Annotated in this window: 27 protein-coding genes and 1 pseudogene; 16 read left to right on the forward strand and 12 right to left on the reverse strand. The window is 53.4% G+C overall.

The genetic code is table 11. The features are described 5' to 3' along the window. Position 1 precedes the first annotated feature (1 nt). Positions 2–1,960, forward strand: a complete 1,959-nt coding sequence (gene aaeB / locus CKQ54_RS05485; protein ID WP_120162174.1) for a p-hydroxybenzoic acid efflux pump subunit AaeB — start codon at positions 2–4, stop codon at positions 1,958–1,960. Positions 1,961–2,026: 66 nt separating this feature from the next. On the opposite strand, the gene CKQ54_RS05490 is transcribed toward aaeB, so the two are convergent. Continuing rightward, complete coding sequence (locus tag CKQ54_RS05490; RefSeq protein WP_120162173.1) at positions 2,027–2,608, reverse strand: maltose acetyltransferase domain-containing protein; 582 nt, start codon at positions 2,606–2,608, stop codon at positions 2,027–2,029. 185 nt (positions 2,609–2,793) lie between these two features. On the opposite strand from CKQ54_RS05490, the gene CKQ54_RS05495 reads away from it, so the two are divergent. The 3 genes from CKQ54_RS05495 (at position 2,794) to CKQ54_RS05505 (ending at position 5,122) form a co-directional block, all read left to right on the forward strand. Continuing rightward, on the forward strand, positions 2,794–4,254 hold the full coding sequence (locus CKQ54_RS05495) for an NAD-dependent succinate-semialdehyde dehydrogenase (protein WP_120162172.1): 1,461 nt from the start codon (positions 2,794–2,796) through the stop codon (positions 4,252–4,254). A gap of 119 nt (positions 4,255–4,373) precedes the next feature. Beyond that, a complete protein-coding gene (locus CKQ54_RS05500; RefSeq protein WP_120162171.1) occupies positions 4,374–4,823 on the forward strand; it encodes a ribonuclease domain-containing protein in 450 nt (149 codons plus the stop codon). Between the two features lie 5 nt (positions 4,824–4,828). Continuing rightward, entirely contained in the window at positions 4,829–5,122 is a 294-nt protein-coding gene (locus CKQ54_RS05505) for a barstar family protein (protein WP_112290436.1), read from the forward strand. Positions 5,123–5,174: 52 nt separating this feature from the next. Here the strand turns inward: CKQ54_RS05505 and yjgA are convergent, their stop codons facing one another. Next, positions 5,175–5,726 carry a ribosome biogenesis factor YjgA gene (yjgA, locus tag CKQ54_RS05510; RefSeq protein WP_112290437.1) on the reverse strand — a complete coding sequence of 184 codons (552 nt, stop codon included), beginning with the start codon at positions 5,724–5,726 and terminating at the stop codon, positions 5,175–5,177. Positions 5,727–5,953: 227 nt separating this feature from the next. Between yjgA and pmbA the strand changes: the two genes are divergently transcribed. Both pmbA and cybC read left to right on the forward strand, forming a co-directional pair. Then, positions 5,954–7,294: a metalloprotease PmbA gene (pmbA, locus tag CKQ54_RS05515; RefSeq protein WP_015690526.1), complete on the forward strand. Its 1,341-nt coding sequence runs from the start codon at positions 5,954–5,956 to the stop codon at positions 7,292–7,294. Between the two features lie 158 nt (positions 7,295–7,452). Then, positions 7,453–7,839, forward strand: a complete 387-nt coding sequence (cybC, locus tag CKQ54_RS05520) for a cytochrome b562 (protein ID WP_112290439.1) — start codon at positions 7,453–7,455, stop codon at positions 7,837–7,839. 738 nt (positions 7,840–8,577) lie between these two features. On the opposite strand, the gene rnk is transcribed toward cybC, so the two are convergent. Beyond that, entirely contained in the window at positions 8,578–8,988 is a 411-nt protein-coding gene (gene rnk / locus CKQ54_RS05525) for a nucleoside diphosphate kinase regulator (RefSeq protein ID WP_120162170.1), read from the reverse strand. 398 nt (positions 8,989–9,386) lie between these two features. Between rnk and CKQ54_RS05530 the strand changes: the two genes are divergently transcribed. The 10 genes and pseudogenes from CKQ54_RS05530 to CKQ54_RS05575 all read left to right on the forward strand — a co-directional run bounded on the left by CKQ54_RS05530 (position 9,387) and on the right by CKQ54_RS05575 (position 18,309). Continuing rightward, positions 9,387–9,737, forward strand: coding sequence for a PRD domain-containing protein (locus CKQ54_RS05530; RefSeq protein ID WP_120162169.1), 351 nt, complete (start codon positions 9,387–9,389; stop codon positions 9,735–9,737). 44 nt (positions 9,738–9,781) lie between these two features. Beyond that, positions 9,782–10,147, forward strand: a complete 366-nt coding sequence (locus CKQ54_RS05535; RefSeq protein WP_112288358.1) for an SFCGS family glycine-rich protein — start codon at positions 9,782–9,784, stop codon at positions 10,145–10,147. Then, positions 10,147–10,446: a DUF4312 family protein gene (locus tag CKQ54_RS05540; RefSeq protein ID WP_047605601.1), complete on the forward strand. Its 300-nt coding sequence runs from the start codon at positions 10,147–10,149 to the stop codon at positions 10,444–10,446. Before CKQ54_RS05535 ends, CKQ54_RS05540 begins: the two co-directional genes overlap by 1 nt. 32 nt (positions 10,447–10,478) lie before the next feature. Further along, positions 10,479–11,255 (forward strand): DUF4311 domain-containing protein, encoded by a 777-nt coding sequence (locus CKQ54_RS05545; protein WP_056776226.1) that lies wholly within the window; start codon positions 10,479–10,481, stop codon positions 11,253–11,255. A 12-nt stretch (positions 11,256–11,267) separates the two neighbouring features. Beyond that, a pseudogene (locus CKQ54_RS05550) lies at positions 11,268–11,914 on the forward strand (DUF4310 family protein). A 79-nt stretch (positions 11,915–11,993) separates the two neighbouring features. Then, complete coding sequence (locus CKQ54_RS05555) at positions 11,994–13,127, forward strand: amidohydrolase/deacetylase family metallohydrolase (protein WP_120162168.1); 1,134 nt, start codon at positions 11,994–11,996, stop codon at positions 13,125–13,127. Further along, positions 13,117–14,244 carry a DgaE family pyridoxal phosphate-dependent ammonia lyase gene (locus CKQ54_RS05560; RefSeq protein ID WP_120162167.1) on the forward strand — a complete coding sequence of 376 codons (1,128 nt, stop codon included), beginning with the start codon at positions 13,117–13,119 and terminating at the stop codon, positions 14,242–14,244. The genes CKQ54_RS05555 and CKQ54_RS05560 overlap by 11 nt, the downstream gene beginning before the upstream one ends. Next, positions 14,241–14,981, forward strand: a complete 741-nt coding sequence (gene dagF / locus CKQ54_RS05565) for a 2-dehydro-3-deoxy-phosphogluconate aldolase (protein ID WP_120162166.1) — start codon at positions 14,241–14,243, stop codon at positions 14,979–14,981. The genes CKQ54_RS05560 and dagF overlap by 4 nt, the downstream gene beginning before the upstream one ends. Positions 14,982–15,101: 120 nt before the next feature. After that, the gene (locus CKQ54_RS05570; RefSeq protein WP_120162165.1) at positions 15,102–16,301 is read left to right on the forward strand and encodes a lactonase family protein; all 1,200 of its coding nucleotides are present in this window, start codon (positions 15,102–15,104) and stop codon (positions 16,299–16,301) included. Between the two features lie 88 nt (positions 16,302–16,389). After that, a complete protein-coding gene (locus CKQ54_RS05575; RefSeq protein ID WP_120162164.1) occupies positions 16,390–18,309 on the forward strand; it encodes a BglG family transcription antiterminator in 1,920 nt (639 codons plus the stop codon). A 190-nt stretch (positions 18,310–18,499) separates the two neighbouring features. Here CKQ54_RS05575 and npr read toward each other — a convergent pair whose 3' ends face one another. The 9 genes from npr to kdsC form a co-directional block, all read right to left on the reverse strand. Then, complete coding sequence (gene npr / locus CKQ54_RS05580) at positions 18,500–18,772, reverse strand: PTS phosphocarrier protein NPr (RefSeq protein WP_120162163.1); 273 nt, start codon at positions 18,770–18,772, stop codon at positions 18,500–18,502. Beyond that, positions 18,769–19,623, reverse strand: coding sequence for an RNase adapter RapZ (gene rapZ / locus CKQ54_RS05585; protein WP_013577261.1), 855 nt, complete (start codon positions 19,621–19,623; stop codon positions 18,769–18,771). Before rapZ ends, npr begins: the two co-directional genes overlap by 4 nt. 67 nt (positions 19,624–19,690) lie before the next feature. Then, positions 19,691–20,173 (reverse strand): PTS IIA-like nitrogen regulatory protein PtsN, encoded by a 483-nt coding sequence (ptsN, locus tag CKQ54_RS05590; RefSeq protein ID WP_192878634.1) that lies wholly within the window; start codon positions 20,171–20,173, stop codon positions 19,691–19,693. A gap of 98 nt (positions 20,174–20,271) precedes the next feature. Continuing rightward, positions 20,272–20,559 carry a ribosome hibernation promoting factor gene (gene hpf / locus CKQ54_RS05595; RefSeq protein WP_013577259.1) on the reverse strand — a complete coding sequence of 96 codons (288 nt, stop codon included), beginning with the start codon at positions 20,557–20,559 and terminating at the stop codon, positions 20,272–20,274. 23 nt (positions 20,560–20,582) lie between these two features. After that, positions 20,583–22,016, reverse strand: coding sequence for an RNA polymerase factor sigma-54 (rpoN, locus tag CKQ54_RS05600; RefSeq protein WP_120162162.1), 1,434 nt, complete (start codon positions 22,014–22,016; stop codon positions 20,583–20,585). A 102-nt stretch (positions 22,017–22,118) separates the two neighbouring features. Next, complete coding sequence (gene lptB / locus CKQ54_RS05605; RefSeq protein ID WP_112288368.1) at positions 22,119–22,844, reverse strand: LPS export ABC transporter ATP-binding protein; 726 nt, start codon at positions 22,842–22,844, stop codon at positions 22,119–22,121. Positions 22,845–22,849: 5 nt separating this feature from the next. Continuing rightward, positions 22,850–23,407, reverse strand: coding sequence for a lipopolysaccharide ABC transporter substrate-binding protein LptA (lptA, locus tag CKQ54_RS05610; RefSeq protein WP_112288369.1), 558 nt, complete (start codon positions 23,405–23,407; stop codon positions 22,850–22,852). After that, entirely contained in the window at positions 23,385–23,954 is a 570-nt protein-coding gene (gene lptC / locus CKQ54_RS05615; protein WP_112288370.1) for an LPS export ABC transporter periplasmic protein LptC, read from the reverse strand. The genes lptA and lptC overlap by 23 nt, the downstream gene beginning before the upstream one ends. After that, entirely contained in the window at positions 23,951–24,517 is a 567-nt protein-coding gene (kdsC, locus tag CKQ54_RS05620; protein WP_113876727.1) for a 3-deoxy-manno-octulosonate-8-phosphatase KdsC, read from the reverse strand. The genes lptC and kdsC overlap by 4 nt, the downstream gene beginning before the upstream one ends. Between the last annotated feature and the right edge of the window lie 7 nt (positions 24,518–24,524).

Consider the following 24,524-nt stretch of genomic DNA (forward strand, 5'->3'; position numbering starts at 1 on the left):
GATGAATAGCGTACTTATCCCGCGCGTGCGTTTTGCCTGCAAGCTGACGTTCGCGATCCTCGGCGCGCTGGTTCTCGGGTTCTATCTGCAACTCGAGACACCACGCTGGTCGGCGATGACCGCCGCCATTGTGACCTCCGGCCCGGCGCTGGTGGCGGGTGGCGAACCCTTTGCCGGTGCTATTCGTCACCGTGGTTTTCTGCGTGTTATCGGTACATTTATCGGCTGCATCGCGGCGCTGGTGATTGTTATCGCCACTGCCCGCGCACCGGTCGTGATGCTGCTTCTGTGCTGTATCTGGGCGGGTGTCTGCACCTGGTGGTCTTCACTGGTGCGCATCGAGAATTCCTACGCACTTGGGCTGGCGGGTTATACCGCGCTGATTATTGTGGTGACCTCAGCCAGTGCGCCGTTACAGACACCGCAGTTCGCCGTCGAGCGTTGCAGTGAAATCGTTATCGGGATTTGCTGCGCCATCGTGGCTGATCTGCTGTTTTCTCCCCGTTCCATTAAAAAAGATATCGATCGTGCCGTCAGTCAGCTGATGCTGGATCAGTTTGCGCTGATGCGGATTTGCGTGAATAACGGCACGAAGGAAGACATCGATAAGTCCTGGAACAACCTGGTGAAAAGCACCACGGCGCTGAACGGTATGCGCGGCAGCCTGATGATGGAATCCTCGCGCTGGCAGCGCTGCAACCAGCGTCTGAAAGCGCTGCACAGCACCTCGCTGAGCATGATCACCCAGGCCTGTGAAACCTATCTGATTATGCAAGACACGCCGGAAAGGCTGTCGCCTGAGCTTAAAGCGCTGTTTGCTGAACCGGCAGAAACCGTTGCCGATGTTCACCGCCGCCTGAAACAGCTGCGCCAGATTATTACCGGCATGCACAGCGATAATGTGCTGGTGACGCTCAGTGCCTGGACCGGCGCCGGCACGCGTGCGCTGTTGCTGATGAAAGGCGTCCAGACCAACAGCAGCATCAGCAGTATTGAAAGCGGTGTGCTGGAAGGTGAAGTGGTGGTTCGTCCGGTGTCGGCTGAGCGGCATCATGCGCTGATCAACGGCCTGCGCACATTTACCGCGACGGCGATTGGGTGTCTGATGTGGTTATGGACCGGCTGGACGTCCGCCAGCGGCTGCGTGATTATTATCGCCGTGGTGACCTCGCTGGCGATGCGTACCCCGAACCCGAAAGGCATGGCGATGGACTTTATTGTCGGCATGTTGCTGGCGATCCCGGTCGGCTCGATGATGTTTATGTTGATCATGCCTTCGACGCAGCAAAGTTTGTTCCTGCTGTGTCTGATGCTGGGGATTTTCACCTTCTTTATCGGTATCGAAGTGACCAAGCGCCGTCTCGGCATGCTCGGTTTGCTGGCGGGCACCATCAACATTCTGGTGCTCAGTAACCCGATGAAATTCAACGTGACCTCTTTTCTCGACAACGCGCTGGGGCAGGCGATCGGTACGGTGATTGCGATGGCGGTGTTGCTGATTATTCGCGATAAGTCCCGCGATAAAACCGGCCGCACGTTGCTGAACCGCTTTATGAGCAGTGCGGTATCGGCGCTGACCACCAAAGCGTACCGTCGTCGTGAAAACCACCTGCCGGCGCTTTACCATCAGCTCAATCAGTTGCTGGTGATGTTCCCGAATGACATCGGTAAATACCGTCTGGCGCTGATGCTGATTATCGCTCATCAGCGCATGAAACTTGCCGAAGTGCCGGTAAATGATGAGCTGTCGGCGTTCCACAAAAAAATCCGTAACACCGCCGATCACGTGGTTTCGGCGTCAGGCGAAGGTAAGCGGACTTACTATTATCAGCGTCTGCTACAAGAGCTGGGTGAGTATCAGCAAAAGCTGGTCGATTACGACGCGCCCCTGAAAGTGACCGAGCCGGTGCGACGTCTGACCGAGATGCTCCATCGTTATCAGCATTCGTTTGTGGCGTAACAGCCCGTAAAAAACAAAGGCCGGTGTTTAAACGCACCGGCCTTTTTTATCACCAAAATCCGGGCATCATTTCATGAATGTTTTGCGGTCAGCGGCGGTGATCGGGCGTATTACCCGGCACGGTACGCCAGCCGCCACCACATCGGCAGGAATGGATTTTGTCACTACACTTCCCGCACCAATCACGCTGTTACGCCCGATGGTCACACCCGGATTCACCATCACACCCATGCCCAGCCAGACGTTGTCTTCAATGACGATCGGCAGGGAGAATTGCTGTCCGGTGGCGCGGATTTCCGGATCGATCGGATGTCCGGCTGTCGCCAGGGTGACGTTCGGCGCAATCATCACGTTATCGCCGATGGTGACGGTTGCGTCATCCACCACCGTGAGATTGAAATTGGCGTAAAAGTTGTTGCCGATATGAATATGCGTGCCATACGCGACACGCAGCGGCGGCTCAATCCAGCCGTTTTCACCCAGGCTGCCCATCATGTCTTTCAGCATCCGCTGGCGTTTTTCTTCTTCTGAAGGACGGGTCAGGTTGTAGTCGTACACCCGCTCTTTTCCGGCGCGGCGTTCCTCCGGCAATCCTTCGCCCATGTCTGTATACAGTTCACCGATATTCATTTTTTCGCGCGTCGACATGCCTTATTCCTTTGTAAAAATAGGGTGGAGTTCCCCGCAGTTTACTGAGGGATGCGGAAACTGTGAACGTATGACAATTCACTTTGCGATCTGTGTCTCTCAGTGCTGTCTGACAGACGCTTCTGCTCAAACCGCTATACTTACCTGATAGTTCGCTTAAAACGGCATAAATCAGGAGGATCCTCATGTCAGCCCAACCTCATAAACTTTCCACGCATCCATTGTTTAAGACCGGCTATTTTGTCGGCGGAAAATGGCTCGAAGCCAAAGAGACCTTCGATGTGCTGGATCCGGCGACCGGCGATGTGGTCGCCAAAGTCTCTAAGTCAGGAAAAGCCGAAACAGAAGCCGCCGTCAAAGCCGCCAGTGATGCTTTCCCGGCCTGGCGCAAAACCACAGCCAAAGAACGCTCTGAAATTTTGCACCGCTGGTATGAACTGATGCTGGAAAACAAACAGTTTCTCGGCGAGCTGATGGTGGCCGAACAAGGCAAGCCACTGAAAGAAGCGCTGGGCGAAGTCGATTATGCCGCCAGTTATCTGCAATGGTTCAGCGAAGAAGCCAAACGCGCCAACGGGGAAATCATTCCTCCGGCTAAATCCGGTTCACGCATTCTGGCGACACGTGAACCGGTCGGCGTGGTGGCGGCGATCACGCCGTGGAATTTCCCGCTGGCGATGCTGACCCGCAAACTTGGTCCCGCACTGGCAGCAGGTTGTACCGGCCTGATCAAACCGGCCAGTAATACGCCGCTCTCGGCCTTTGCTCTGCTGCAACTGGCAAAAGATGCCGGCGTGCCGGATGGCGTGATCAACGGCGTAGCGGGTGATACGAGCGCCATCAGCCAGGTGATTATGGCGAGCGATGCGGTGCGTAAAGTGTCGTTCACCGGCTCTACAGAAATCGGCAAAACGCTGGTGCGTAACAGCGCTGACACCATGAAAAAGGTGTCAATGGAGCTGGGCGGTAACGCGCCGTATATCGTCTTTGATGATGCGGATATCGAGGCTGCCGTGAAGGGCGCCATTACCTGTAAATTCCGTAATACCGGCCAGGTTTGCGTGTGTATCAACCGCATCTACGTGCAGGACGGCGTTTATGAGGCATTCACCTCACGTCTGGCGGAAGAGGTGCGCAAGCTGAAAGTCGGTAAGGGTATGGACGAAGGTGTGACCGTAGGGCCGCTGATTAACATTCAGGGACTGGAGAAAGTCGAGGAGCATGTTAAAGACGCGCTGGAGAAAGGCGGGCGTCTGATGGAAGGCGGTGAGCGCCACAAACTCGGTGGCAACTTCTTCCAGCCGACGGTCATTATTGATGCCACCGATGACATGAAAGTGGCGCATGAAGAAACCTTCGGCCCGCTGGCGGCCTGTTTCCGTTTCAAAACGGAAGAAGAAGTGATTAAACGCGCCAACGACACGCCTTTCGGGCTGGCGGCGTATTTCTATAGCCAGAATCTGCAACGTATTTTCCGCGTGGCTGATGCAATTGAAAGCGGCATGATCGGGATAAACGAGTGTGCGATTTCCAACGAAGCCGCGCCGTTCGGTGGTGTGAAAGAATCTGGTCTGGGACGCGAAGGGTCGGTGCTGGGGCTGGAAGAATATCTGCAGGTGAAAACGCTGCATTTAGGAAATCTTTAAGTCAGCTTTCCAGAAATCGCTTTTTGAGAAACAATAAACAGGAAAAGATTCATTTTGGTTACCGGTCTCTGGCTACAAGCAATTGGCTACAAACAATTGGCTACAAAAAAAGGACGTCAATGAAGGCATTTAACTGGCTGCGTTCGCGCAAACTGATGATGGCAGCTGCGGTCATTCTCGGGCTGTCTGGTGTTGCCGGGCATGTTGTCGCGAAATCGACATACAACCAGGGCACAATTGTGGCGGGCACTGATGAGCAATCCGTGGTGAGTTATTTGCGCCAGAATCACAGACTGCCTGACAATTACATCACCAAGAAAAAGGCGCGTGAAGCGGGCTGGGATGCGCGTTCCGGCAACCTGTGTGATGTGTTGCCGGGCAAAGCCATTGGCGGCGACCGGTTTTCAAACCGTGAAGGTCGTCTGCCATCGGCCAACAAACGGGTATGGCGCGAGGCAGATATCAACTATCGCTGCGGGCGTCGCGGGGCAGACCGCGTGCTGTTTGCCAGCGACGGGCTGATTTACGTCAGTAAAGACCATTATCAGAACTTCGTTCGGGTGGAGTAATGTCGATGAATAAAGTGAGCTTCGATTTTAATCACATCCCGGATTTACCCGCATTCTACGCCGAGTTTGTCCGTCAGTTTGGTCTGACCGACAGCTTCGGTGCGAATCTGGATGCACTCTGGGATGAGGTAACAGGCGGGATTGCGCTGCCGGTTGAGATAGATTTCATCAATCTGAATGCCAGCCGCAAGCGGCGTTTCGGCGCACTGATTTTGCTGTTTGAAGAGGCCGAAGAGGAGCTGGAAGGGGATCTGCGGCTGAATCTGCTGGAGAAACCGGCAGTAAAGGCTAAAGGCTGAAAAGAAAAAACCCGCCATTTTCTGTTAAGTAAAAAGGCGGGTTTTTGTTTTTTTAGTCCTGACCTTCAGCCAGTTCGCGCAGATACTGGAAGATCTGGCGGTAAGATTTCGGCGGCTTATTAGCGGCTTTCTCTTTCTGTGCGTTGCGGATCAGCGCACGTAGTTGCTGGCGGTCAGCTTCCGGATACAGTTCCAGCACCGGCGGGATTGCATCATCACCTTCTTCAACCAGACGGTCACGCAGCATTTCCAGTTTATGGAACAGCGAAACCTGCTGGTTGTGACGGTTTTTCAGCTTATCCAGTGCAGTCTGGATTGGCTCGACATCGCGGGAACGCAGCATTTTACCGATCAGCTGAAGCTGACGGCGGCGGCCTTCTTTCTTGATCTTCTGCGCTAAGTCGATCGCAGCGCGCAGATCGTCATCCAGCGGCAGTTTGTCCAGCGAGTTTTTACCCAGCTCAACCATTTCTGCACCGAGATCTTTCAGCGCCTCGGCGTCACGTTTGATTTCACTTTTACTGACCCAGATGATTTCTTCTTCATCTTCGTTCTCGTTGGTTTCGGGAACGTCATCGTGCCAGTCGTCAATTTTCTTTGTCATGGGCGCTTCCTCTTAACGAGGTAATCCTGTCAGTTTGATTGTGCTTTATTGCTTCGGCGGCATTATGCAGGGTTATGCCGCATACATCCATGTTCTGTTGCAACTTTGGGCATAACAACGCCGGAGGTAATGCGAAATTGTGGCGAGTCTCTGTTAGACTCAACGGTATAAGTTTCTTAATACCAGTGTAGAACAATCCCTTTTATCTCATAAGCGATGACATGCCGATGAACGTAGTGAATCAAGTAGCGCAGCAGCGTAAAACTCTGGAACAGGCCGTATCTCAGGCTCTGGAACTGGCGAAAGCGGGTTCAGATGCCGCAGAAGTGGCGGTCAGCAAAACCACCGGTATCGGCGTCAGCACCCGTTTTGGTGAAGTCGAGAACGTGGAATTCAACAGCGACGGCGCACTGGGCATCACCGTTTATTATCAGAATCGTAAAGGCAGCGCGTCTTCCACCGATTTAAGCCCGGACGCTATTTCCCGCACCGTACAGGCGGCACTGGATATCGCCCGTTACACGTCACCGGATCCGTTCGCGGGCGTGGCTGATAAAGAGATGCTGGCGTTTGACGCGCCGGATCTGGATTTATTCCACCCGGAAGAGCTGGATCCCGATCGCAGCATTGAGCTGGCTGCCCGTGCTGAACAGGCTGCTTTGCAGGCTGACAAACGCATCACCAACACTGAAGGCGGCAGCTTTAACAGCCATTACGGCATCCGCGTTTTCGGTAACAGTCACGGCATGTTGCAGAGCTATTGCTCGACGCGCCATTCGATTTCCGCCTCCGTGATTGCTGAACACGAAGGCGACATGGAACGCGATTACGCCTATTCCATCGCCCGTAAGATGAGTGACCTGAAAGACCCTGAATGGGTTGGCGCAGAGTGCGCACGCCGCACCTTATCGCGTCTGGCACCGCGTAAATTACCGACCATGCAGGCACCGGTGTTGTTCGCCTCCGAAGTGGCGACCGGCCTGTTCGGTCATCTGGTCGGGGCGATCAGCGGCGGCAGCATTTACCGCAAATCGTCCTTCCTGCTCGACAGCCTCGGCAAGCAAATCCTGCCGGAGTGGCTGACCATCGAAGAACATCCGCATCTGTTGCAGGGGCTGGCTTCGACGCCGTTCGACAGCGAAGGTGTGCGCACCGAGCGTCGCGATATCGTCAAAGACGGCGTGCTGCAAAACTGGCTGATGACTTGTTATTCCGCGCGCAAACTCGGTCTGCAAACCACTGGCCACGCAGGCGGTATCCACAACTGGCGCATCGCCGGTCAGGGTGATGATTTCGCCGGTATGCTGCGTAAGCTCGACAAAGGCCTGGTCGTTACCGAACTGATGGGACAGGGCGTCAGCGGTGTGACCGGCGACTACTCTCGTGGCGCAGCAGGTTTCTGGGTTGAGAATGGTGAGATTCAGTATCCGGTAAGCGAAATCACCATCGCCGGTAACCTGAAAGACATGTGGCGCAATATGGTCGCCATTGGCAGCGATATCGAAACCCGCAGCAACATTCAGTGCGGTTCCGTGCTGTTACCGGCAATGAAAATCGCCGGCGAATAACGCTTCCAAAGCAGCGATCGCCCGATCGCTGCTGTTTCTTCCGCTACCATTCTTTACAAAAAATTCATCCCGTTTTCCTCTCTCTCCGCCTATTTTTATAAAGCCTTACAAGCAATGTCGTTTTATCTAACAAATAAATAACAATAGAGAGAAAGCTCATGCGTAAACAACTGATGGCGTTAGCGGTAGTCGCAATGCTGGGAAGCAGCACGGTGGCACTGGCGGCAGATTTAGAAACGGACATGGACACGATTGCTGATAACTACGGCAAAGTGTTGAAAACCAACGATCAGGCTGAACTGACAACCGGTCTGGCTAACATGAAAGCCGCTGCCGAAGACGCGAAAAAAGCCACGCCACCGAAACTGGAAGGCAAAGCACCGGACAGCCCGGAAATGCAGGATTACCACAAAGGGCTGGATACGCTGATTGGCCAGATTGACAAGGCCTCCGCTTTAGCCAAAGCGGGCAAGGTCGATGAAGCGAAGAAAGAAGCAGAAGGGTTTAAGGCGACAAGGAATGAGAACCACAAGAAGTTTAAGTAAGCAGATGGCCGCTGCTTAGGCGGCTTCTTAATGCTGAGAGCGCTGAAAGCGGTGAAAATTTCGGTTTCTCAATCGCGGTGATCAGACGGCCTCTCGCGCCGAAACCGACCAAAGAGGGCTAGGACGAGCCCTCTTTGGAATCTCCACGTCTTAAACTGCGCGCTATCGCAGTCACTACGGACATGTTCCGGCACATTGGCAGGTGGCGCAAAATGTCATCGCTGCGCGATTCCCTCATTTCAGGTGTCGAGCCTCAGGTCTCGAACCGTTCATTCGGTGCCATTTTTGAGCACGCCAATCGACTTTAATAAAAGATAAAATCCTTCTGCCGTTGAATTCACGATCCCACGGGCGATACAGAAACCGCTGTTGAATTTAGGAACTTGCGGGCGATTCAGAAATCTTGCTGAACGGAGCGGCTTCGAGACCTATGGCTCGAAGACCGAGAGAAGGGACCGTGCAGCGGCAAGATTTCCAGCCTGTCTCCGCGTTACCTGAAACATAGCAGCCAGCGACAGCGCGCAGTAAAAAAGCGGAGGGAGATCCAAGAGGGAGAAAGCACTTCTCCCTCTTGGGCGGTTTCGGCGTTGCGAGTCAAGCGATCACTGCACGTGAGAAACCGAAACGCTCTCAGTCTGTAGTAAAGCCGCCGTGCAGCGGCTCTTGCACGTGAGAAACCGAAATTTTCTCATTCTTAAGTAAAGCCGCCATTGCAGCGGCCTCTGCAAAAGAAAACCCTTAACGTCTCAATTCCCCAGCCGCTTCCGGCTGAAACAACAATTCCAGCACTTCAATCCGGCTGTTCTCGCCATTCGGCATTTCCCACGTGATATTGCCACCCACGCGCAGCCCCAACAGGGCGGCACCTAACGGCGCCATCACGGACAGTTGCTCGTTGCTGTCTTTGAGCGCAGCCGGATACACCAGCGTGCGGATGTGTTCTTCGCCGTCTTTACCTTCAGTAAAGCGAACCTTGCTGTTCATCGTAACCACGTCGGCCGGGATTTGCTCGGGTGGCAAAATCTCTGCGCGATCCAACTCTTCATTCAGTGCGTCGGCGACCGGGCTGTTGGCAAAAGCCGGTTGCGCCAGCAGTGTGTCCAGGCGTTCTGCGTCAAGTTCATTGATGATCAGTGTCGGTTTACTCATAACATTCTCCGTGGTTCCTTTTGCATCACCCGCTTCATGCGAGTGGGGTGCCGGTCGGCAAAAAATAACACCCCCGCGCGTTAACGCAGGGGTGTCAGTGATTTGCATGTGTTCTTTGATACTAGGCACTCTTAAGCGGAAATGAAAGCGTTGTGAGGGAATTAATCCGCATTGCGAAAAATCCGATTACCAGTGAAATACGCTGCTACAGACAGCAATATTCAGTGATATGGCGACTTAACTTTTCGTTTTGCGAATTGGATCTGCTCAGCTCATCGTATTTCCACTTTGAACTGGAAAAAGACCCACTACACAGGAAATCTTCCCAGAGTTAGGGTAAAGACAGACGAAATAAACGGCTGAAATAGTGAGTCAGGTAAGGAGAGAGGTAATCGCGAGTGAATAACGCAAGCGCATCTGTGAAAGGAATCGGGCGGATTGAATTGAAAGATGCCCCGGCCACAACAGAGCAAGTATTAAAAGATATTCAGGCAATGCAAAGCGCGAAGAATATCTACACCACAGATGTTCAGTTGCAGATGTTAACGTCTCACGTAAAAGCCATGGTATTACGCGCCATTACCGGCGAGCCGTTACCTGAAGTCGAAAAAGATTTATTTGATGAAATTTCTGCCGAATCCATGCAAATGGCAGAAGAAGTGGTCAGCTGGTTCGGAAATTTACCGATTGAGGAAGCCTATTTGCTCTCGGTGCATTTTGAAGTCGCAAGAGACAACGAACCGAAATAACTTTTTTAGAATACCGCGAATTAATTAATCTGGAGATGTGAATTATGGGACAAGTATTAGTTGTGATCGGCGACCGTTTAGGTAAAGGCCAGAAAGTGGCGGCAGGCGTGGAAGCGGCTGGCGGAAAAGCCATTGTTGTCCCAGGTATGGCAGCAGATATGAAACTCGGCGACGTGATGAAAGCAGAAGGTGCCAGCTTAGGTATTTCCTTCTGCGGCAGTGGCGGCGCGGGTGCGATTACCGCACAAAATAAATATGGATATAAAGCCAAGTACGGGATGCGCTCAGTGGATGAAGGCGTCACGGCAATTAACGAAGGCTGTCTGGTATTAGGGTTCGGATTTATGGATAAAGAAGAACTGGGTCAGCGTCTGGTTGAAGCGTTTAACAAGAAGTATGGTCAGGCGTAATGAAGCAACAATTAACCACGACAGTTCGGGTTGAAGGAAAAGGCGAAAATAAGGCTGCCGCCTTTTCTTCCGCACTGAGTCAGGTTCAGAGGACTGTTCTCAAATCTTCCGCCAATAATGTCTTGCTGCGTATTGAACCGCAGGACGTCAAGGTAATAAAAGCAGAAGAGTCAGTGAAAAGAGAAAAGTTTCTGTTCTTTTTTCTGGCCAGGGAAAGAAAGAGTTATTACGTGGCGTTAGACATTACCGTCAACCTGACTGTTATTAATACGGAACAGGTAGTTTTTGTCACGAAATAAAAACGTTAGCTATAAATGACAAGGATATACTGATGTTTTTAATTATTTTATTTAAGTCGCTTATTATCGGCGGACTGGTTGGCGTGGGCGTAGGTGCGGGTGCCGCACGTATGTTCCATGCGCCAACCGTGCAAGGAATGGGGGCTTTTCGTACGCTTGGGGAATTAAACTCCTGTGAAGGCGATCCGGCTTCGCATTTCTCATTCGGTCTGGGCTTCTTCTTTAACGCCTGGGCATCTTCCGTAGCAGCAGGTTCTTTCACGCAGGACGTTGACCACCGCATCATCCCTCACTGGGCTACCGCGGCGCTGATGTTCAAAAACCGCAATGTGGCTGAAACCATGCACGACCCGCGCAAGATGGCGATTGCCGGCGGTATCATCGGCATGATTGTGGTGGCCTTCCTCAACACTACCGCGTCTGCCGTTCCTCCGGCATTACAGGTTACCGCGATTAAAGTGCTGGTACCGGCGGCCAACCTGCTGGTGAACACTGTCATGCCGGTGATTTTCTGGCTGGCGGCGATTGATGCAGGGCGTCGTTCCGGTTTCTGGGCCACCATTTTTGGCGGTCTGGCGCAGATGATCATGGGTAACGCCGTACCGGGTCTGGTGCTGGGTATCCTGATCGGTAAAGGCGTCGAAGAAAGCGGCTGGAACCACGTGACCAAAGTGATGATGGCGGCGATTATCGCGCTGTTCGTCCTCAGCGGTTTCTTCCGTGGTTTCGACGTCAAACTGTTGCAGTCATTCATGCTGGACGTCCCGACATGGCTGAACGGCATTCACAATTCACTCAGCGGTAAGTAAGGGAGCATGACAATGGAAGAACAAGCCAAACGTGGTTTCTGGTACGCCGAGTGGTCGTTCCCGATTTTTGTCGGACTGCTGTCTTCAGGCGTCTTCGCCGGGACACACATGTATTACCTGTACGGCATCGGCGCATTTAACGAAGTGGCGTTTGTGTCGATGTTGCGCTCGGGCATGGACACCGGGGTGTATGGCGCAGTGGCGGCCTTCGGTGCCAGCTTCCTGTTTGCCCGCATCATCGAAGGTTCACTGGTTGGTATTCTCGATATCGGCGGCGCAATCCAGACGGGTATCGGTCTGGGCGTTCCGGCGATGCTGCTGGGTGCAGGGTTTATTTTCCCGGTGGCGAACTTCGCCGCCTCGCTGGTGACCGGTCTGATCCTCGGTTTAGCCGTCGGTTACATCATCATTCTGGCGCGTAAATTCACCATCAATCAGAGCAATTCAACCTACGGCGCTGACGTGATGATGGGCGCGGGTAATGCCTCCGGCCGCTTCCTCGGGCCGTTGATTATCCTGTCAGCGATGGCAGCCTCGATTCCGATCGGTCTGGGTTCACTGCTCGGCGCACTGGGTTTTTATCTGTGGCAGAAGCCTATCACCGGGGGGCGATCCTGGGTGCCATGATTCTGGGCGCTATCTTCCCGGTTTCATTGTAAGAACAGCAACATAGAAGAAAATCAGCAGTAAAGCGGGCGTCGGGAATATTCCTGACGCCCGGATTATGGAGAACGTCGTATGTATGACTTAATCATCCGGCAGGCATTACGCACAGACGGCAGCCTGACTGATATTGCAATTCAGGACGGCAAATTCGCCGCCATTGGCACGCTGGCAGCCGATGCCACTGCCCGCCAGACTCTCAATCTTCAGGGCAAGGTTTACGCCAGCGCAGGCTGGATCGACTCCCACGTTCACTGTTACCCCAAATCGCCGATTTATCATGACGACGCTGACCTGATTGGCGTCGCCTGTGGCGTTACCACCGTGGCGGATGCCGGCAGCACCGGCGCGAATGATGTCGACGATTTCTATCAGATAACCCGTGCGGCAAAAACCAACGTCTACGCGTTTCTGAATATCGCCCGCACCGGCATTGTCACGCAGAACGAACTGGCGGATATGACGCAGATCGACAAAGTCGGCGTGCGTGACGCCATCGCGCGAAATCCCGGTTTTATCATCGGTATTAAAGCGCGCATGAGCAGCAGCGTGGTCGGCCAGAACGGCATCAAGCCACTGGTGCGCGCCAAAGAAATTCAGCAGGAAAACGACGACCTGCCGCTGATGGTGCATATCGGTAATAACCCGCCGAATCTCGATGAGATCGCGGATTTGCTGACGTCGGGCGACATTATCACCCACTGCTACAACGGCAAACCGAACCGCATTCTCTCGCCGGAAGGTGTGCTGCGCAATTCCATTAAACGTGCGCTGAGCCGCGGCGTATTGCTGGATGTCGGTCATGGCACCGCGAGTTTCAGTTTCGACGTGGCGGAACTGGCGATTAAGCAGGGCATTTTGCCGCACACCATCAGTTCCGATATTTACTGCCGTAACCGTATGAACGGCCCGGTGCATAGCCTGGCGACCGTCATGTCGAAGTTCTTTAGCGTCGGTATGACCCTGACGCAGGTGATTGATTGCGTCACCTCACACGCCGCTGACGCGCTGCGCCTGCCGGCTAAAGGCCGCCTGGAAGCCGGCGCTGATGCCGACCTGACCCTGTTCGAGCAGCGTTTTGCGCCACAGGTGTTTGTCGATTCCGAAGGACAGTCCGTGAAGGGCGAAAGTTTGCTGGTGCCTCTGGCCGCTGTGGTCGCGGGCGTCACCCTGTTAACCGAAGAAGGGAAATCTGCTCATGTCTTCTGAACAATCGTTATATGAAAAATATGATTTAAAACAGGTTATTAACGCGTCTGGTCGTATGACGGCGCTGGGCGTTTCCACGCCGCGCGAGGAAGTCGCCGCGGTAGTGAATACCGGTCTGAATCATTACTTCGAGATGAAAGATCTGGTGAATAAAACCGGCGCTTATATCGCGAAATTGCTGAACGTAGAAAATGCTGTGGTGGTGTCCTGTGCTTCCGCCGGGATCGCGCAGTCCGTAGCGGCGGTGATCGTCAAAGACGACGCGTGGCTGCTGGAAAACCTGCACGCCGCGCCGCTGGAAATTCCACACGATATCGTGTTGCCAAAAGGCCATAACGTGAACTTTGGTGCGCCGGTCGCGACGATGGTCACCATGGGTGGCGGCAAAGTGGTGGAAGCCGGTTACGCCAATGAATGTTCCGCCGCGCAACTTGCTGCCTGCATCACCCCGCGTACCGCCGCCATCATGTACATCAAATCGCACCACTCAGTGCAGAAAAGCATACTGTCGGTTGCGGAAGCCGCTGAAGTGGCGCGCGCGCATAATCTGCCGCTGATCGTCGATGCGGCCGCAGAAGAAGACCTGACCTGCTACTACGAGATGGGCGCAGATCTGGTGATTTACAGCGGCGCAAAAGCTATCGAAGGGCCGACCAGCGGTCTGGTGCTCGGCAAAAAACAATACGTCGAATGGGTAAAACTGCAATCGGGCGGGATTGGTCGTGCGATGAAAGTCGGCAAAGAAGGCATTCTTGGCCTGACGCAGGCGATCGAAAGCTACATCACGCTGCCGAAAACCACCGGGCAGGAAATGGTCGACAAGATGACGCCATTTATCGCCAGCCTGAATGAAATCAACGGCGTCACTGGCCGCGTAGTCTGGGACAGCGCAGGACGTGATATCGCCCGCACGGAAATTACTTTCGATGAAACCGTGCTGGGCTGGAAAACCAAAGCCATCGTGGACGCCATGAAAAACGGCGATATCGCGATTTATTTCCGTGGCTACCGCGCCAACGAAGGCAAGATTGAAGTCGATGTGCGCAGCGTGACACCACCGCAACTCGCCGTCGTCGCACAACGTTTTAAACAACTTTTTAGCGGAGAGAAAGCATGAAGCTGACCCCAAATTTCTACCGTGACCGCGTGTGCCTGAATGTGCTGGCGGGCTCCAAAGACAATGCCCGTGACATCTACGAAGCGGCAGAAGGTCATGTGCTGGTCGGTGTGCTTTCCAAAAATTATCCGGATGTTGCGAGCGCGGTAGCGGACATGAAAGAGTATGCCGCTCTGATTGAAAACGCATTGTCCGTCGGTCTGGGGGCGGGCGATCCGCGTCAGTCGCTGATGGTTAGCCAGATTTCTGCGCAGGTTCAGCCGCAGCACGTCAATCAGGTCTTTACCGGCGTCGGTACCAGTCGTGGAATGCTTGGGCAAAACGACAGCGTGGTCAACGGTCTGATTTCACCGACCGGTAAACCCGGCTTTGTGAAGATCAATACCGGACCACTGAGTTCAGCTTCTGCGGATGCCATCGTGCCGGTGGAAACCGCCATCGCGCTGCTGAAAGATATGGGCGGCAGCTCGGTGAAATATTTCCCGATGGGCGGCCTGAAAACCCGCGATGAATTCGCTGCCGTGGCCCGTGCCTGTGCGGAACAGGATTTCTGGCTGGAACCGACCGGCGGTATCGATTTAGAAAACTTTGAGCCGATTATGGAAATCGCGCTGGCGGCGGGAGTGACCAAAATCATCCCGCATATCTACAGCTCAATCATCGACAGCGCATCGGGTAACACCCGTCCTGAAGATGTGAAAAACCTGCTGACCAGCGTCAAAAAGCTGCTGGGCTGAAGGATCTGACCTTTCCTGCGCGGTAAGCCGTCTGCGCGGTTAAACACCCTGCATCCCTCAGCGACTGAGCGGGTGCAGGGTTCTCTCGTTTGTCTGATATCCCAAATTCTGAGGAAATGTATGAGAAACTGGTTTCTGATTTCAGGTTTAACCTCCGCGATGCTGGCAGTGTCTGCCATGCCGCTCTATGCAGCAGAAAAAACAATGACTTCGACGACTCCTTATTTTGCTTACGTCGGCACCTACAACCCGAACGGGGAAGGTGTCTACCGCTTTAAATTCGATCCGAAAACCGGCGCGCTGAGTGATAAAACGCTCGCCAGCCAGCTGCCGAATCAGGCGCAGATGGTGCTCAGCCACGACGGCAAAACGCTGTTTATCGGCAGTGAAATTGATAATTACAACGGCGGCAAACATGGCGCTGTGGCGGCCTACCGCATTGCGCCGGAAGACGGCAGCCTCACGCTGATTAACCAGGTGGATTCGCAGGGTGCAGGGCCGGTGTATTTGTCGCTGACGCCAAAAGGTGATCATTTGCTGGTGGCGAACTACATCAGCGGCGTGGTGGCGGTGTTCCCGGTGGATGCCAGCGGAAAGCTGAGTGAAGCCAGCCACAGCCAGCAGGATTCCGGTCCGGCGGGGGCAGGCAAACCTGCAGCGGCGGCGGAAGGCAGTTTTGCCATCAGCGACCATAACGGGCCGCACGCACATATGATCGCCACCGATCCTTCCGGCAAATTTGTGTTCTCCACCGATCTCGGACTTGACCGGATCTATCAGTGGAAACTCAACAGCGAAACCGGCGTGCTGGAGGCCAACGATCCGCCGTTCATCAAGGCCTCTTCAGAAGGGGCAGGACCGCGCCATTTTGTGTTCCATCCGAACGGTAAAGTGGTTTTCCTGATCAACGAGGAATCCTCTACCCTGACCAGTTATCGCTTTGATACCACCCAAGGCACGCTGACGGAGTTGCACAGTCTGTCATCGCTGCCGGCCGGTTTCAAAGGCACCAACTTTGCGGCAGGGATTGTGCTGAGCAAAGACGGCAGGCATCTGTACGTGGCGAACCGTCTGCATAACAGCATCGCGCAGATTAATGTGACCGGCGAAGGCGCAATGACCTGGAGTGATGAAACCTGGACGCGTGGCGATTATCCACGAACGCTGACGTTGTCACCGGACGGCAAATATATTTACGCAATGAATCAACGAAGCGATAACATCACCAGATTCAAGGTTTCTGGCGAAAACGGCAAACTGTCATTCGTTGATGATTATGTGGCTGTGGGCAGTCCGTCACAGATGGTGATTGCGCCCTGATAACGTACTGCGTCTGAACTAAACCATCTGCGTGGAAACTTTACCGGTGACTGCGCAGAGGGCGTATCCGCAATAATATGGAAGAACAATGGTGAGATTTCCCAATCAACGTCTGGCGCAACTGTTTGATGCGCTGCAAACCGAAACCCTTCCTCAGGATGAACTGGCAAAACGTCTGTCCGTTTCGACGCGCACGGTGCGTGCCGATATTACTGCGCTGAATGAAATCATCGCCGATTTTGGTGCGACGTTTGTTCACAACCGTGGCAGCGGGTATCAGCTGCGGATTGACGATCAGACGCTTTTCTCAACGTTACAGCAATCGACGCAACGCAAACCGAATCCGACGCCGCGCACTGCCGCTGAGCGGGTGAAAACGTTGCTGATCCGCTTTTTGACCTCAGCTTTTTCATTGAAGCTGGAAGATCTGGCCGATGAATGGTTTGTCAGCCGGGGAACCCTGCAAAATGATATGGCTGAGGTGAGGGAGCATCTGGCTCGCTATCACCTGAATATCGAAACCAAACCGCGCTACGGTATGAAACTGTTCGGTGCAGAACTGGCGATCCGCGCCTGTCTGACCGATCTGCTGTTCCAGCTGGATGCCGAAGAACAGGCGAATCCGCTGCTGAAGGCGGAAAGTCTGGAGCCGGAAGCGCTGGTGCCGCTGACACGCTTTATGCATCAGGTGCTGACGCAGTCTTCTGTTCAGCTGACCGATGAGGGCGAGCAGTATCTGATCTTGTACTGCGCGGTGGCGATCAAACGCATTACCGGCGGTTATCCGCTGACCGATTTTGATGCAGAAGACGGAGACCCGGCGGTGAAGCAGGTTTCCGTGCGTCTGGCGGCTGAGCTCAGAAATCTGGTCGGCAAGGAAATTCCGGCCTCTGAGGAAGCTTATCTGCGGGTAAATATCGCCGCCCGCCGCGTGCAGCAAATTCTGCCGACCGACATTAATGCCGACGATGACGAAGCGCTGGTCGATTACATTCTGTCGTATATCAATTCGCACTATAACTATGATTTGCAGGGCGATAAGCAACTGCGTGCTGACCTGCTAACGCACATTAAGACCATGATTACGCGGGTGAAATATCAGATAAATATCCCGAATCCGCTGCTGAACAATATCAAACAGCATTACCCGATGGCCTATGACGTCACGCTGGCGGCGGTCTCCAGCTGGGGAAAATACACGCCCTATACGCTGAGTGAAAACGAGATTGGTTTTCTGGTGCTGCATATCGGCGTCGGGCTGGAGCGGCATTACAATATCGGTTACCAGCGGCATCCGCAGGTGATGCTGGTGTGCGACACCGGCAATTCAACCATCCGCATGATCCAGGCACAGATTAACCGTAAGTATCCGCAACTGGTGATGAAACAGGTGGTTTCGCTGCGTGATTACGAGCAGCTGGAGCATATCGACGAAGATTTTATTATTTCCAACGCCCGCATCACCGAGAAGAATAAGCCGGTGGTGGTGTTGTCGCCTTTCCCGACCGAATACCAGATGGAACAGCTCGGTAAGCTGGTGCTGGTCGATCGTACGCGCCCGTATATGCTGGAAAAATTCTTCGACGAAAAACACTTCATGATCGTCAACGAGCCGATGACGCAGGCGGAATTGTTCCGCCATGTGTGTTCACAGCTGGAAGAAGAAGGATATGTCGATCAGGCGTTTTACCCGTCGGTGGTCGAGCGTGAGGAGATTGTCTCAACCATGCTGGGCGAGGGGATTGCGCTGCCGCACTCTCTGGGACTGCTGGCGAAGAAAACCGTGGTGATTACGCTGCTCTCGCCGCAGGGCATTGCCTGGGGAGAAGGGGAAACCGCGCACGTGATTTTCCTGCTGGCGATCAGTAAGGCGGATTACGAAGAAGCGATGGCGATTTACGATTTGTTCGTGACGTTTGTGCGGGAACGGTCGATGAGCCGTTTGCTGAGCAGTGAGAATTTTGAAAGCTTCAAGGCCATTGCAATCGACTGTTTAAGCCGCATTTAGCCTGCGTCCTTGACGCCGCAGCGGCGTTCGTTCACCCGAATCACTGACTGATGTCAGCTCATCGGGATTAATGAGCCTCGTACCTGAGGCTCACCCTGCGGGCCAGCGCGAGCGCTGTTCAAATCGGTTCCTGACCGATTTGTCTCTCGCTTGCTGCAACGCCAATGACTATGGCTACGAGTGAAGGGGCTTAGTCTTCGTCAAATCCTGAATTGATCAGATTTACCACTGCCGTCAGCGCCTGTTCTTCATCGGGGCCGGTGGCTTCGATTTCGATTTTCTGACCTTTCGGGGAATCAAGCATCAGCAGCGCGATCACGCTGCTGGCTTCCGCTTCAATGCCTGTGCCGTTGCGCAGCATCACTTCTGATTTAAAGCTCTGCACCAGTTCAAACAACTTCATCGCCGGACGGGCATGCATCCCTAACCGGTTTTTGATTTCTACCGTTTGTTTTACCGTCATGATTTACGTTTTTCCAGCGTGCGATGGCGGGATTGCACGTTCTTCCCGCGGGAACGGAAATAGTCGGCCAGTTGCTCTGCGATATACACCGAACGGTGTTTACCGCCGGTACAACCAATGGCGACGGTCAGATAGCTGCGGTTGTTGGTTTCCAGCATCGGCAGCCATTGTTCAAGGTAGCTGCGGGTCTGGTAGATAAAGTTGTGCACTTCGGTATGACGGTCGAGGAACGCCGCCACGGGTTTGTCGAGGCCGGTCATCGGACGCAGTTTCGGATCCCAGTGCGGGTTCGGCAGAAAACGTACGTCGAACACGTAATCTGCATCAATCGGAATGCCGTGTTTGAAACCAAAGGATTCGAAGACCATCGTCAGTTCACGTTCGCGTTTACCCAGCAGGCGGGTACGCAGCATTTCTGCCAGTTCGTGAACGGACATTTCGGACGTGTCGATGATGAGATCAGCAGACGAACGCAGAGGCTCGAGCAAGTCGGCTTCTTCATCAATGGCACTTTCGAGGGAGAGATTTTTGCTGGAAAGCGGGTGCAGACGACGGGTGTCGCTGTAGCGGCGGATCAGCGTGTTGCGGTCGGCATCAAGGAACAACAGCTGCGGTGAGAAGCTCTCCGGCAGTTGTGACATCGCGTACTCATAAACTTCCGGGGTTTCCGGCATGTTACGCACGTCGATGCTGACGGCCGCTGACGTATTACGTTCAACGAGGGTCTGGGCAAGCTGCGGCAATAACACCACCGGCAGGTTATCCACACAGTAAAAACCCATGTCTTCCAATGCCCGTAGGGCAACCGATTTCCCGGAACCGGAACGGCCGCTGACAATCATCAGCACCATGGTGTCACTCCCCTGGCATTCAGTGTTCAGAATTCATTTTCCCGGCACCGTACCGGGAATCAGCAATTTATTCGTTTTCAGTCATTATCTGGAACAGTTCTTCATCGCTCTGCGCACCACGAAGGCGGCGACACACTGTTTTATCAGCTAATTTCTTAGCCACCAAAGATAATGTATGTAAATGGGTTTTACATTGATCTGCCGGTACCAGCAAGGCAAAAAGTAAGTCTACCGGCTGATTATCGATGGCATCAAAAGCGATCGGTTGTTCCAGCTGAATGAACACGCCGACGGCACGTAACGTATCTTCTTCCAGCTTACCGTGCGGGATGGCGATCCCGGCACCGATCCCGGTGCTGCCCATGCGTTCACGGGTCAAAATAGCGTCGAAAATCACCTGTGGCGACAAATTCAGTTGTCTGGCGGCCAGTTCGCTGATGATTTCCAGTGCGCGTTTTTTGCTGGCGCAATGAACGCCGCTTTTGGTGCATTCGGCATTAAGCACCGACGTTAATTGCATTGCTATATCGTTGATCATGTCATCTTTCACTTTTGCGCTGTTTCACCCTTAAAGCTATATCGGCTCGTTTCCCGAAGGTCACAAGCCGATGCCCGAAGGTTTGTAGCACAGGGTTGGCTACATGAATGTCAGTGCTGTTTCAGTTTGTCTTTATGTTTATTCAGCTGGCGGGCCAGTTTATCAACCAGTCCGTCAATCGCTGCGTACATATCCTGATGTTCCGAGGTGGCATGTAACTCGCCTCCATTCACATGCAAAGTCGCTTCGGCAACTTTTTGCACCTTTTCCACGCTCAACACCACATACACCTGATTAATCCTGTCGAAATACTGCTCTAGCTTGGCCAGCTTCGACGTGATGAACTCTCTCAGGGGATCCGTGATCTCAATGTGATGTCCGGTAATGTTGAGCTGCATAATGTCTTCCTTCTCTGTTGAGGTCAAACTAACTGTTTACGTTGGTTTGAGGGCGGGATGGACAAAGACTCTCGGTATTTGGCGACGGTTCGTCGTGCAACCATAATTCCCTGATCGGAAAGCAGGGTCGCTAACTTACTGTCACTGAGCGGTTTTACAGGATTCTCCGCTGCGATTAATTTCTTCACCAGCGCCCGGATGGCGGTTGACGATGCCTCGCCGCCGCTGTCTGTACTGACATGGCTGGAAAAGAAATACTTCAGTTCGAAAATGCCACGCGGGCTGTGCAGAAACTTCTGCGTCGTGACGCGTGAAATCGTCGATTCGTGCATTTCTACGGCGCTGGCGATATCGGCCAGCACCATAGGTTTCATAAATTCTTCACCCAGTTCAAAGAACGCCTGCTGCTGCTCAACGATACAGCGCGTGACTTTCAACAGCGTGTCGTTACGGCTTTCCAGGCTTTTGATTAACCATTTGGCTTCCTGCAGATTGCTGCGGATAAACTGCCCGTCGCTGTCGCTGCGTGCGGAATTCCCCATCGCGGCGTACTGCTGGTTAATCTTCAGACGCGGAATGCTGTCCGAATTGAGTTCAACCGTCCAGACTCCTGACACTTTGCGCACCAGCACATCCGGGATCACGTATTCGGATTCGCCGGTGTTGATCGACTGGCCCGGACGCGGATCAAGAGACTGGATCAGGAGCATCGCTCCTTTCAGTGTATCTTCTTTTAACCGGGTTGATCGCATAAGTGCGCGGAAATCATGGTTCGCCAGCAAATCCAGATGTTCGCTGATGATAAGACGGGCTTCGGTGATGAAAGGCGTGTCGGTCGCATACTGGGAAAGCTGGATCAGCAGGCAGTCGCGCAGGTCGCGCGCGGCCACGCCGACCGGGTCAAAACGCTGTACGCGTTTGAGCACGGCTTCCACTTCGTCCATCGTGACGTTTTCATCCCCGATGCTTTCCAGAATGTCGTCAAGAGAAACGGTGAGGTAACCGGTGTCATCGACCGCATCGACAATGGACGTCGCAATCGCCGCATCAGTATCTGAGAACGGCGTCAGCTCGACCTGCCACATCAGGTAATCCTGAAGAGTCTGGGTGGTTTCACCCTGATAAATCGGCAGCTCGTCGTCGCTGTAATCATTACCGGTGCCGGAAGGCGTGCCCGCGGTATAGATTTCATCCCAGGTCGCATCCAGCGGCAGCTCTTCGGGCATGTCTTTTTGCTCGAGCGCTTCGCGGGTATCTAACCCTTCGCTGTCGGTGGTTTCTACCGAGTCGATTTCTTCATGAAGGTCGGTTTGTTCCAGCAGAGGGTTGCTCTCCAGCGCGAGTTGGATCTCCTGTTGGAGCTCAAGCGTGGACAATTGCAACAGGCGGATGGCCTGTTGTAACTGTGGAGTCATTGCCAGTTGTTGGCTGAATCTGAGTTGCAAACCTTGCTTCATATCTTGGCTTTATTTCCGTTGATGAGTGAAAACGGCAACACTTCTGTCAGAGACGGCCTGTTTCATTTTAAGGCGAAACAGGCACGGTTCCGGCGGCACAGATCACAGACGGAATTCTTCACCAAGATAAACGCGTTTAACTTGTTCATCAGCAAGAATATCGGCTGGCGTGCCGTGGGCGATTAACTTGCCCTGACTGACGATGTAAGCGCGTTCACACACGTCGAGCGTTTCGCGAACGTTATGGTCGGTGATCAGTACGCCGAGGCCACTGTCACGCAAATGCTCAATGATTTTTTTGATGTCGATAACTGAAATCGGGTCAACACCGGCGAACGGTTCATCCAGCAGGATGAATTTAGGGTTCGCCGCCAGCGCACGGGCGATTTCAACACGACGGCGTTCACCACCGGACAGTGACTGACCGAGGTTATCGCGCAAATGAGAAATATGGAACTCTTCCATCAGTTCATTGGCACGATCGTTACGCTGTTCTTTGTTCAGATCGTCGCGGATCTGCAACACGGCCATCAGGTTATCAAACACGCTGAGGCGGCGGAAAATGGACGCTTCCTGAGGAAGATAGCCAATACCGCGACGGGCGCGGGTATGCAATGGCAACAAGCTGATGTCTTCGTCATCGACGATAATACGGCCTGCATCACGCTGCACAATGCCGACGACCATGTAAAACGTCGTAGTTTTACCGGCACCGTTTGGCCCTAATAACCCGACGATTTCGCCGGAGTTGACCATCAGGCTGACATCTTCAACGACCTTGCGGCCTTTGTAGGCTTTTGCCAGATTCTCTGCGATTAATTTAGCCATAAAAATCAGTTACTCTTTTTGGTCGGCTGGCCCGCCGCTGCAGGTGTTTTCTGTTGCAGCTGCGAAGGAACCAGAACGGTCGTCACACGGTTGCCTTTATCACTGAAGGCTTCCATTTGCTGTTTCTGCACCAGATAAGTAATACGGTCGCCTTTCACGTTGCTGTCGAGCTGTTCAAGGTAAGCATTACCGGTCAGGGTCACCAGATCGTTTTCCACTTCATAGCGGACTTTCTGCGCATGGCCTTTTACCGGCTTGCCGTTGTCCTGCATCTGATAGAAGGTCACTGGGTTACCGTAACCTTCAACCACTTCTTTGCCGGAAACGCCTTGCGGGCGAATGACGACAACTTTGTCCGCTTTAACCTGGATCGTACCCTGGTTTACCACCACATTACCGGTAAAGGTCGCGGTATTGGTGTTCACGTCCAGCGCCTGATTAGCCGAATCAATGGTAATCGGTTTGGTCGTGTCATCTTTCAGGGCGAATGCCGGAACGCTGACGGCTAACAATGAGCTGACGATGAGGAGATTACGGATTTTATTTTTTGCTTTGAATTTCATAAGAGGTCGTTACCTTTTCGATCAGCTCTGCTGTTTTATCACGCAGATTACCACGCATTTTCATGCCGTTAGATGTAAAACCTGTGCCATAAAGCGTTACTTCATCATCTGAGGCAACGTCCTGTGTCGTCAGGTTAACCCGTGCATTGTCCGTTTTGATTCTTTGCAACTGAGAAGTCTCAGGTGTCAGGCTGTCTGCCTGCACATGCCCGTAAAGATAGAGCATTTTATCCTGAGTCAGCTTGGCCTTGTCAGAATGCAGCACCCACGTCGGGACTTTGTTCTTGTCGTACATGGTCGCTACCGGATTAGTAAACCATGTCACCTGATCAGTGGTGTAATATTTCACCTGATCTGAAACCAGTTTATACGTCAGGCTACCCAGCGGATCGTACACCATCGTGACGGTGTGGGAGCTCTGGTAGGTCGGATCCTGATCGTTGACCGCCGGCTGGACGTCATCGCTGTTGTCAGACATTGACCAGCCGATCAGCACCAGAACGATGGCTGTCAGCGCCAGAATAATCCAAAGTCTTGTTTTACTCATATCGACAGCCCTTTGGCGTCCTCCAGCTTACCCTGTGCCAGTAAAATCAAATCGCACAATTCGCGTACTGCACCACGTCCGCCGGCAATTCGGGTGACATAATGCGCTTTCGGCAACAGGATGGGATGCGCGTCCTGAACGGCCACGGAAAGACCAACTTCAGCCATAACCGGCCAGTCGATCAGGTCATCACCGATGTAGGCCACTTCTTCGGCCCGCAAAGACAGTGTATCTAACAGTTCGCGGAAGGCCAAAAGCTTATCCGATTGTCCCTGGTACAAGTGGCGTATACCGAGGGTTTCAGCGCGATCTTCCAGTAATTTCGCATTGCGGCCTGTAATAATCGCGACCTCAATGTCCGAAGTCAGCAGGCAGCGGATACCGTAACCGTCGCGAACGTTAAAACTTTTCAGCTCTTCTCCCTGATTTCCCATGTAGATCAGGCCATCAGACATCACGCCATCTACATCGCAAATCAGCAGGCGGATAGCTTTCGCCCGTTCCAGCACTTGCGTGCTGACCGGACCGTAGCAAGTTTCCACCAGGGCTGCGCTATTACTCATTCAGGGG

Source organism: Rahnella variigena (genome assembly GCF_003610915.1).
Taxonomy (GTDB): Bacteria; Pseudomonadota; Gammaproteobacteria; order Enterobacterales; family Enterobacteriaceae; genus Rahnella; species Rahnella variigena.

What these genes read in the sequence shown, in the direction of transcription:
- aaeB (WP_120162174.1), top strand. Translation starts at nt 2, where the DNA reads ATGAATAGCGTACTTATCCCGCGCGTGCGTTTTGCCTGCAAGCTGACG.
- CKQ54_RS05490 (WP_120162173.1), bottom strand. Translation starts at nt 2,608, where the DNA reads ATGTCGACGCGCGAAAAAATGAATATCGGTGAACTGTATACAGACATG.
- CKQ54_RS05495 (WP_120162172.1), top strand. Translation starts at nt 2,794, where the DNA reads ATGTCAGCCCAACCTCATAAACTTTCCACGCATCCATTGTTTAAGACC.
- CKQ54_RS05500 (WP_120162171.1), top strand. Translation starts at nt 4,374, where the DNA reads ATGAAGGCATTTAACTGGCTGCGTTCGCGCAAACTGATGATGGCAGCT.
- CKQ54_RS05505 (WP_112290436.1), top strand. Translation starts at nt 4,829, where the DNA reads ATGAATAAAGTGAGCTTCGATTTTAATCACATCCCGGATTTACCCGCA.
- yjgA (WP_112290437.1), bottom strand. Translation starts at nt 5,726, where the DNA reads ATGACAAAGAAAATTGACGACTGGCACGATGACGTTCCCGAAACCAAC.
- pmbA (WP_015690526.1), top strand. Translation starts at nt 5,954, where the DNA reads ATGAACGTAGTGAATCAAGTAGCGCAGCAGCGTAAAACTCTGGAACAG.
- cybC (WP_112290439.1), top strand. Translation starts at nt 7,453, where the DNA reads ATGCGTAAACAACTGATGGCGTTAGCGGTAGTCGCAATGCTGGGAAGC.
- rnk (WP_120162170.1), bottom strand. Translation starts at nt 8,988, where the DNA reads ATGAGTAAACCGACACTGATCATCAATGAACTTGACGCAGAACGCCTG.
- CKQ54_RS05535 (WP_112288358.1), top strand. Translation starts at nt 9,782, where the DNA reads ATGGGACAAGTATTAGTTGTGATCGGCGACCGTTTAGGTAAAGGCCAG.
- CKQ54_RS05540 (WP_047605601.1), top strand. Translation starts at nt 10,147, where the DNA reads ATGAAGCAACAATTAACCACGACAGTTCGGGTTGAAGGAAAAGGCGAA.
- CKQ54_RS05545 (WP_056776226.1), top strand. Translation starts at nt 10,479, where the DNA reads ATGTTTTTAATTATTTTATTTAAGTCGCTTATTATCGGCGGACTGGTT.
- CKQ54_RS05555 (WP_120162168.1), top strand. Translation starts at nt 11,994, where the DNA reads ATGTATGACTTAATCATCCGGCAGGCATTACGCACAGACGGCAGCCTG.
- CKQ54_RS05560 (WP_120162167.1), top strand. Translation starts at nt 13,117, where the DNA reads ATGTCTTCTGAACAATCGTTATATGAAAAATATGATTTAAAACAGGTT.
- dagF (WP_120162166.1), top strand. Translation starts at nt 14,241, where the DNA reads ATGAAGCTGACCCCAAATTTCTACCGTGACCGCGTGTGCCTGAATGTG.
- CKQ54_RS05570 (WP_120162165.1), top strand. Translation starts at nt 15,102, where the DNA reads ATGAGAAACTGGTTTCTGATTTCAGGTTTAACCTCCGCGATGCTGGCA.
- CKQ54_RS05575 (WP_120162164.1), top strand. Translation starts at nt 16,390, where the DNA reads ATGGTGAGATTTCCCAATCAACGTCTGGCGCAACTGTTTGATGCGCTG.
- npr (WP_120162163.1), bottom strand. Translation starts at nt 18,772, where the DNA reads ATGACGGTAAAACAAACGGTAGAAATCAAAAACCGGTTAGGGATGCAT.
- rapZ (WP_013577261.1), bottom strand. Translation starts at nt 19,623, where the DNA reads ATGGTGCTGATGATTGTCAGCGGCCGTTCCGGTTCCGGGAAATCGGTT.
- hpf (WP_013577259.1), bottom strand. Translation starts at nt 20,559, where the DNA reads ATGCAGCTCAACATTACCGGACATCACATTGAGATCACGGATCCCCTG.
- rpoN (WP_120162162.1), bottom strand. Translation starts at nt 22,016, where the DNA reads ATGAAGCAAGGTTTGCAACTCAGATTCAGCCAACAACTGGCAATGACT.
- lptB (WP_112288368.1), bottom strand. Translation starts at nt 22,844, where the DNA reads ATGGCTAAATTAATCGCAGAGAATCTGGCAAAAGCCTACAAAGGCCGC.
- lptA (WP_112288369.1), bottom strand. Translation starts at nt 23,407, where the DNA reads ATGAAATTCAAAGCAAAAAATAAAATCCGTAATCTCCTCATCGTCAGC.
- lptC (WP_112288370.1), bottom strand. Translation starts at nt 23,954, where the DNA reads ATGAGTAAAACAAGACTTTGGATTATTCTGGCGCTGACAGCCATCGTT.
- kdsC (WP_113876727.1), bottom strand. Translation starts at nt 24,517, where the DNA reads ATGAGTAATAGCGCAGCCCTGGTGGAAACTTGCTACGGTCCGGTCAGC.